General features: G+C 51.4%; 8 protein-coding genes. 4 read left to right on the forward strand and 4 right to left on the reverse strand.

Features of this window, described 5'->3' with window-relative positions; all coding sequences use genetic code 11:
* Both H8Q75_RS04160 and H8Q75_RS04165 read left to right on the forward strand, forming a co-directional pair.
* Positions 1-925: HlyD family secretion protein (locus H8Q75_RS04160; RefSeq protein ID WP_297040734.1), on the forward strand; the 925-nt coding region annotated here is incomplete at its 5' end.
* A 3-nt stretch (positions 926-928) separates the two neighbouring features.
* Positions 929-3,097, forward strand: a complete 2,169-nt coding sequence (locus H8Q75_RS04165) for a glycosyltransferase (protein WP_297040736.1) — start codon at positions 929-931, stop codon at positions 3,095-3,097.
* A gap of 8 nt (positions 3,098-3,105) precedes the next feature.
* Here H8Q75_RS04165 and H8Q75_RS04170 read toward each other — a convergent pair whose 3' ends face one another.
* The 3 genes from H8Q75_RS04170 to H8Q75_RS04180 form a co-directional block, all read right to left on the reverse strand.
* Entirely contained in the window at positions 3,106-4,290 is a 1,185-nt protein-coding gene (locus H8Q75_RS04170) for a hypothetical protein (protein WP_297040738.1), read from the reverse strand.
* A gap of 222 nt (positions 4,291-4,512) precedes the next feature.
* On the reverse strand, positions 4,513-5,097 hold the full coding sequence (gene rdgB, locus H8Q75_RS04175) for an RdgB/HAM1 family non-canonical purine NTP pyrophosphatase (RefSeq protein ID WP_024124837.1): 585 nt from the start codon (positions 5,095-5,097) through the stop codon (positions 4,513-4,515).
* Between the two features lie 3 nt (positions 5,098-5,100).
* Positions 5,101-5,754, reverse strand: coding sequence for a retropepsin-like aspartic protease (locus tag H8Q75_RS04180; protein WP_024124838.1), 654 nt, complete (start codon positions 5,752-5,754; stop codon positions 5,101-5,103).
* Positions 5,755-5,927: 173 nt separating this feature from the next.
* On the opposite strand from H8Q75_RS04180, the gene H8Q75_RS04185 reads away from it, so the two are divergent.
* Both H8Q75_RS04185 and H8Q75_RS04190 read left to right on the forward strand, forming a co-directional pair.
* Complete coding sequence (locus tag H8Q75_RS04185) at positions 5,928-6,098, forward strand: Uma2 family endonuclease (protein ID WP_255325327.1); 171 nt, start codon at positions 5,928-5,930, stop codon at positions 6,096-6,098.
* Positions 6,095-6,409, forward strand: a complete 315-nt coding sequence (locus H8Q75_RS04190) for a Uma2 family endonuclease (protein WP_255325328.1) — start codon at positions 6,095-6,097, stop codon at positions 6,407-6,409. Before H8Q75_RS04185 ends, H8Q75_RS04190 begins: the two co-directional genes overlap by 4 nt.
* Positions 6,410-6,415: 6 nt before the next feature.
* Here the strand turns inward: H8Q75_RS04190 and H8Q75_RS04195 are convergent, their stop codons facing one another.
* Positions 6,416-6,820, reverse strand: coding sequence for an NIL domain-containing protein (locus H8Q75_RS04195; RefSeq protein WP_011057637.1), 405 nt, complete (start codon positions 6,818-6,820; stop codon positions 6,416-6,418).
* Positions 6,821-7,220 lie beyond the last annotated feature (400 nt).

A 7,220-nucleotide genomic window follows, 5' to 3' on the forward strand; every position in this document is an offset into this window, starting at 1 on the left:
ACTCGGTGTTGCCCTTGCCCAGCAGCGCAGTTTGCAAGAGAAACGGAACAGCCGCATGGCCTTGATTGCCCAACTGGAGCGCTATCAGCAAAGTCAACACATCCTTGAAACCCGCTTTGCCCAAGAAGCGGTGCAGCGCACCCTAGGGGAACTCCGCCAAGCCCAAGAAGCTCTGGCCATTGCCCGCATTGAAGCCGATCGCTATACCAGTTTAGTGGAAGCAGGGGCTGTGGCTCGCCAACTCGCCGATGAAGCCGTTTCCCGTGCCAAGCAAGCGGCGAAATTTGTTGAGAGTAAACAGGCCGAGCTGCGCCGCCAACAAACAGCTCTCCAAGCGGCTCGCCAAGGACTGCAACTGGATGCTGCGCGTACCTTTAGCTTTCCCCAAATCCGCCTCATTGATTTGCAAATTGAAGTTGTTGATATTGATGCTGAACTGTTGGCAGTAGCCACAACCATTGCCGAGCTACGCCGTGAAATTGCCAATATTAAACAGCAACTCTCCCTGCAACGCCTGGCGACTGTGAAAGTACCGACGACCGCAGTTGTCTGGTCAGTGATCCACAAAACAGGGGAGTTGGGTATTCCCCTAGCAGCGGGTGATCCGATCGTTAAAGTTCTAGATTGCACTGATGTCTGGGCAACGGCATTGGTGGCCGAGCGAGAAAATCCTCGTCTGCGGGTGGGTCAAGAGGCTACTGTGCGCTTGCTGGATGGGAGCGATCGCCGACTTAGCGGCATTGTGCGGGCGATTCGTGGTGGCCCTGGTAAGGTCGAAGTGGGGGAAAACGTGGCCGTGCCCCCTCCCGATCTGGTGCGCAACGAACTGGCGGTTGACGTTCAACTCCACAACCTACCGGAGGACTTCAGCGCCGAACGTTTCTGCGGTGTCGGTCAAAGTGTTGAAGTGGTCTTTAGAAGCTAAACCATGCCCCTCAAGTTGTTGCAAACCGATGGCTGGCTTTTGCTCCTAGGCATTCTAGCCCTCTTAGGAGTATTGCTTTGGCAACTGGACTGGCGGGATTTACTACCGAATCTTGTCAGTTTTTGGCATGGGGGACAGGCCATCATGCGACCCCAAGGAACTACGCTTGAAGCCCTGCTGTTGCCCGCCTTTGTTTGGCTTGCCATCACATTTTTACTCAAGGAACTCTCCCCCCAACCCACTTTTTGGTCACGGCTGATTGTCAGTTTGGGGCTAGCCCTGTTGGCGGTGCGCTATATTCTCTGGCGCTTTTTCAATAGCCTGAACTTGGATGATCCCCTCAATGGCACAGTCTCAATTCTTCTATTTGCGGCTGAGTTGCTGACCCTGATCAACACGATTTGCTTCTTTGTGCTGTCTATCTTTTCCAAAAACCGCACCCCCGAAGCCGATCGCCTGAGTCAAGCAGTGATTCGCAGTGAGTATCTGCCCTGGGTGGATGTCATTTTACCCACCTACAACGAAGGCGTAGAGATTTTGCGCCGCTCCGTGATTGCCTGCCAAGCCATGGACTACCCCCACAAGCGCATTTACCTGCTGGATGATACCCGTCGCCCAGCGGTGCGCGCCCTTGCTGCAGAACTGGGCTGTGAATATCGCGATCGCCCCGACAACCGCCATGCCAAAGCAGGGAACATTAACCATGCTCTGCCCACGCTCACGGGGGAACTCATTGCTGTCTTTGATGCCGACTTCATGCCGACGCGGAACTTCCTCACCCGCACTGTGGGCTTTTTCCAAGATTCCAAGACCGCCATGGTGCAGACGCCGCAGCATTTTTTCAATGAGGATCCGGTCACTGTAAATCTTGGCCTAGAGGGAATTGTCAACAACGAGCAGACGCTATTCTTTCGCTTTATTCAACCCAGCCGTGACTTCTTCAACGCCGTGGTATGCTGTGGCACCTGTTTTGTGATTCGCCGCAGTGCCCTCGATGAGATTGGGGGCATTCCCACCGATAGCATCACCGAAGACTACCTGACTTCTCTGTACTTGCAGGGGCGTGGTTATCAGATCAAGTATCTGAATGAGGCGCTCTCAGCGGGAATGTCGCCGGAAACTATTAGTGCCTACATTAACCAGCGATTGCGGTGGGGTCAAGGTACACTGCAAATGCTTTTTCTCAAGCAGAACTTTTTTACCATTCCTAACCTCAATTTGATTCAGCGTTTTTACCATAGCCTTGGTGTATTGTATTGGCTGCTGTCCATTCCCCGGGTCATTTCTCTTTTGGCACCCTTGGCCTTTTTACTCTTTGGACTCGCCCCTTTGCGGGCCACAGTGAACGAGATTCTCTACTTTTATTGTCCCTACTACTTGGGGAATATCATGGCCTTTTCATGGCTCACGGAGGGTCGCCGCTCTGCCTTTTGGTCTGATGTCTATGAAACAATGATTGCCTTTCCCATGGCGATCACGGTGATTCGTACCTTCATCAGTCCCAAGGGCAAGCCTTTTAAGGTAACGCCCAAAGGTATCGTTGATCCCCACCGTATCCATATTAATTGGCCTTTGGTGCGACCTTTGCTGGTGATTGCGGTTTTAGTCATCCTTGGTCTCATCTGGCGCAGTTCTCCCTTGCAAGAAACACAGGTCAATCCAGATAGTTTGGCAATTAACATGTTCTGGTGCAGTTATAATCTGGCGTTAATTCTTATCTGTACCCTAGTGGCTATCGATGTGCCCCAGCGGCGCCATCCGCGTTTCCTGCGCTCTGAGCCCTGTGAATTGATTGTTGGGGGCGATCGCTACCGTGGGCAAACGGTTGATATTTCCGAAGAAGGGGTACGGATACGCCTCAACCGTTTTCCTCCAGAATCGTTCCCTCAGTCAGTGGGTGAATTGCACTTTCTTGCGCCTAGCCCCCTAATCAGCCTACGCTTACCGGTCCAAGTGCGTTGGTCAAGAACTGCGAACCTAGGCAGCAAGAGCCTAGTCCTAGAAATTGGTCTCCAATTTCTCTCCTTGTCTATTGCACAACAACGGCACCTGATTAACTATCTCTACTGTCAACCAGGTCAATGGAATGAGGTGCGTGTTCCTGAAATTAAAACCGCTTGGGCACTCCTTCAGAGTATTTTTCGCTTGCATCCCCTTGCCGAGAGCCGCTAACCATTAAGCTAACCATTAAGAAGGGTGAGGAGATTTTGAATTGCCATACTGGTTGACCGAATTGCGGCATGAATATTGGCATTTTTGGGCTCAACTTGCAGCAGATAGGCCAAGCTGGATTGGAGATACGTCAGCGCCATCTGAGTGTTGGGATCAATGTGCTGGTAGGCTTGGGGTGAGTAGGGCGGGCCATAACTGGGATGGGGATAGCCGACGGAGTGCTCATAGTTTGCTCCTGCGTATCCTTGGGAATAGTCGTAGTTGGGGTGGGGATAGCCGACGGAGTGCTCATAGTTTGCCCCTGCATATCCTTGGGAATAGTCGTAGTTGGAATGGGGATAGCCGACGGATTGCTCGTAGTTTGCCCCTGCATATCCTTGGCTAGCTTCAACTGGTTGTGCAGGCTCAGAGGACGCTGAAGCCGTTGCTGCCGCAGCAGGTACCTGTGGCGCTGCAGGCAAAATAACGGCCTCCTCTGTTTCCTCTGGTTCACTAGCAGGGGAGCCGATTGGGCTGGATGGGGTACCACTGGCCTTGGCAGCCATAATTTCCGTGGCCTCGAGGATTTGGGTGGGCTCACTGTCGATTTCTCCCATACGTTCTCCCCGTTTGTAGGCACTGATCTGACTGTGACTCTGTGCAGTATCTTTTTCCTCTTTTTTCAGCCACACAAGAAAGTCCGAGGCGCTGTAGGTGGCTTCTCCCCCCAAGGTACGAATGGCAACAAAGCCATTGGCAGCATTGGCGCTTTGAATAGGATACCAGGTGCCCCGATAAAGAATCATCGCATCCATGGCGAGGGAGTTGCCTCCTGTAAGAGCACCGCGTCGCTTACCCCGTGCCCAGCGGTCTTTCCACAGCACTCCCGCTTCGGTGTATTGGATGACATAGCCTTCGGGAACAGTGCGATGTTCGTAACGTAAAAATCCGGGGGTTTGAGCTATGCCAACTTGGAAGATTTCATAATCTACCATTACCTCTTGAATCAGAGGTCGATAGGGGGATGCATCCCGTACCTCAATGGCAAGGGTGGGGGCATCTGTTTTCACCCGTGCAACAATGCCATCTTTGTAGGAAATGAGCTGAACTTCATCAAATGTTGTTTCTACACGCAGGTGCCGATTCGAGAGCATTCGCGAATTTTTCTGAATCAAGTCTTTAATAAATTGGTCTATTAATTCGCGATCGCCCATAGTTTTTGCTTTGAATCACGGCAAGAAGCCTGCTAGCCACTGGGCCAAGGGACCCTATCCCTTTGTTTTTATTATATTCCCTATGAGTCTCTTTCTATGAAGGGCATTGCTTAATGCAACTCTGGGACACTAGACCCATTCCTGCATAGTGGCCACAGGTTAGCTTAGGAACATTACCGATGTCAGTCTAGGACAAAAAACTTCCTGGCAACAACCGTAAATCTACGGATTGAAGGTCTGGAAATACTCCCGCAGCCGCTGCAGAGCCTGACCGCGATGACTAACTTGTTGCTTTTCGACGGGACTCATCTCGGCAAAGGTACGCTGCTGACTGGGTACCCAAAAGACAGGATCGTAGCCAAACCCCCCCTGACCCCGGGGAGCGGTTAAAATCTCGCCTGCACACCGTCCCTCGGTTGTAACGGCAATCGTGCCATCGGGACGGGCGAGGGCAATGACACAAATAAATTCAGCGGCGCGATCGCTCACGTCGGCCATTTCCCGCAATAGCCGCTCAATGCGCTCAGCATCCGTCGCACCATAGCGAGCCGAATAGATTCCCGGTGCCCCCTGAAGAGCATGAACTGCTAGCCCCGAATCGTCGGCGATCGCCCACTGTCCCATTTGCTTGGCGGCAGTAGCGGCCTTCAAACAGGCGTTGCCCACAAAGGAATCCGCAGTTTCAGCAATCTCAATGGTGACTGGCAGGGCTAGCAACTCCCCAATCCACGGCTGTAACCAGCCTTGAAACTCCTTGACTTTGCCAGCATTGTGGCTCGCTAAGACCGCTTGGGCAAGAATGGGCATTTCCTATGGACGACGCTGCAACTGAATATGATCTTGCCGCAAACTGACATCAAAGTGCTGGAGAAAATCCTGCCCCAAAAGCCCAATCCTCATTTCAGGCCCAGCCACGGCAACGGGCAATTGCTTACGATGGACGCCACCGACACTTATGGATTGGACATAGACAACTGGCAGCACCACTTGACCATTGGCAGTATAAAACACGCGATTATCCACCACTTGAGCTGGGGTAATGCCCAAAGCCCGTGCCATCGATCGCGTAATCACTGTCATGCTGGCTCCTGAGTCCACCAGCATCTCAAACTGCAGTCGTTGGTTAAACGTAACTTGAATAACGGGAATCCCCTCTTGCCGCCGCAGAATCGGTATAATACCCCTGGGCTGAGTGATCACCGTTGCCATTGACGGAGCAGGGGTTGGGGGCAGTTGTTGCAATCGCAGCAATTCTTGACGATAGCTACCAAGGGCTTGGGCCTGTTGGGGATGGGCACGAATGACCTGATCGAGAATTTGCACCGCTGTCGCCCAGTCTTGGTTGGCGATCGCCCGATAAAAACTTTCTGGCAGTACAACCGCAGGCCCTCCCCTGGCTGGGGTAATCAGGAACACCATGCCCGCCAGCGTCGCTAGTACCCAATATCCATGTTCTTGGGCCATGATTTTCCTCGTACCCTAGGATCAATAAGTTCAATAGTAGCGAGATAACCGCTGACTATTCCAAAGTGCCAATGAGCACGCAACCTTCGCCGCCACTGAGTCCTGAAGATTATTGATAATGGGAAACCCAAAATGGGGCTAAGCACGACTACAGCAACGGCCAAGTGTATGCAATGGCAAGAGCTACTGATGCCCACCTCACCCCGGCCTTGAATTTGGCCACCCTTCTACACCCCCCTGTGCGGCAACGGGGTTCTCGTCTTTACATTTCAGATATGAAAGTGCGCCTAGAAGAGCGCAACTGCTTTTACTATCCAGATATCCAGATTCAGATCTACTTGTGACCTGTGATCCACGGGATCGGCAAACACTGCTCTATAAATCCTTCCCTTGCTTGGTGATTGAGCTGCTCTCTCCCTCAACAGAGGCCTTTGATCGCGGCGATAAGTTCATTGACTATCAAAGCCTTGAGAGCCTTGAGGAATATGTACTGGTTCATAGCCGCCAACAGCAATGGGAAAGCTTTCGTCCCAGTGCCTCGGGGTTGTGGGTTTGGCAGGCCTACTCCCCTCCAGAAGATGCGGTTGAACTCAAGAGCATTGGCTGGCAAGGCCACCTATCTGCGATTGATGAAGAGGTTACCCTAGAGCCCTAATCTCAATCAAAAGTTTGTGTGAATCGCCTCCATCGGACAGGCGGCAACACATTGCTCACAGACAATGCAACGGGAGCGGGTAAATTGGAGTTGAAACGTTTCTGGATGGAGCGTCAGCGCCTGAGTGGGGCATACCCCTGTACAGAGCCCACAGTGGACACAGGCCTGCTCATCAATCACAATTTCACGACTGGCAAGGGACACCTCAATATTCTGCTGCCGCAACCATTCGAGGGCGGCCTCCATTTGGTCAATGTCTCCAGCCAATTCTAGAACCAGTTTGCCCACTTGGTTAGGTGCCACTTGGGCACGGATGATATTGGCGGCGATATTAAAGTCCTTGGCTAAGCGATAGGTGACGGGCATTTGAATCGTCCGCCGGGGAAATGTCAATGTCACTCGCTTTTTCACTGCTTGAAGATTTGGATCGTAGCACAGCTCTTTTGATCAGTATGGCACACTCCCGACACTGCGAAAGTTATAGCTATTCCAATAAAGAATGAGAAATTGGGCGGCACAATAATTGCAACTCACCTCATCTTTGCCACCTTACTTGACATAGGAGACAACCTGATCTCCTAAATTCAGTCTATAGCTCCTGTTCTTTAAGGATATTGAGGACGCTTCAAGGGTAATCTATCTCTCTTTGCAATATCTCACTCTCTTTCGAAATAGCCATAATGCACAGCCTTTTTCATAGGAATTGAAAAATGAAAAAAATATTAAATTTTATTTACTAGTCTATAAACGCAAAAGTGATATCCACAGTAAAATTATTACCCTGCTAGATAGGAACTAGATAGATTATTAT

This window comes from Thermosynechococcus sp. OHK43, from assembly GCF_014466085.1.
Taxonomy (GTDB): Bacteria; Cyanobacteriota; Cyanobacteriia; order Thermosynechococcales; family Thermosynechococcaceae; genus Thermosynechococcus.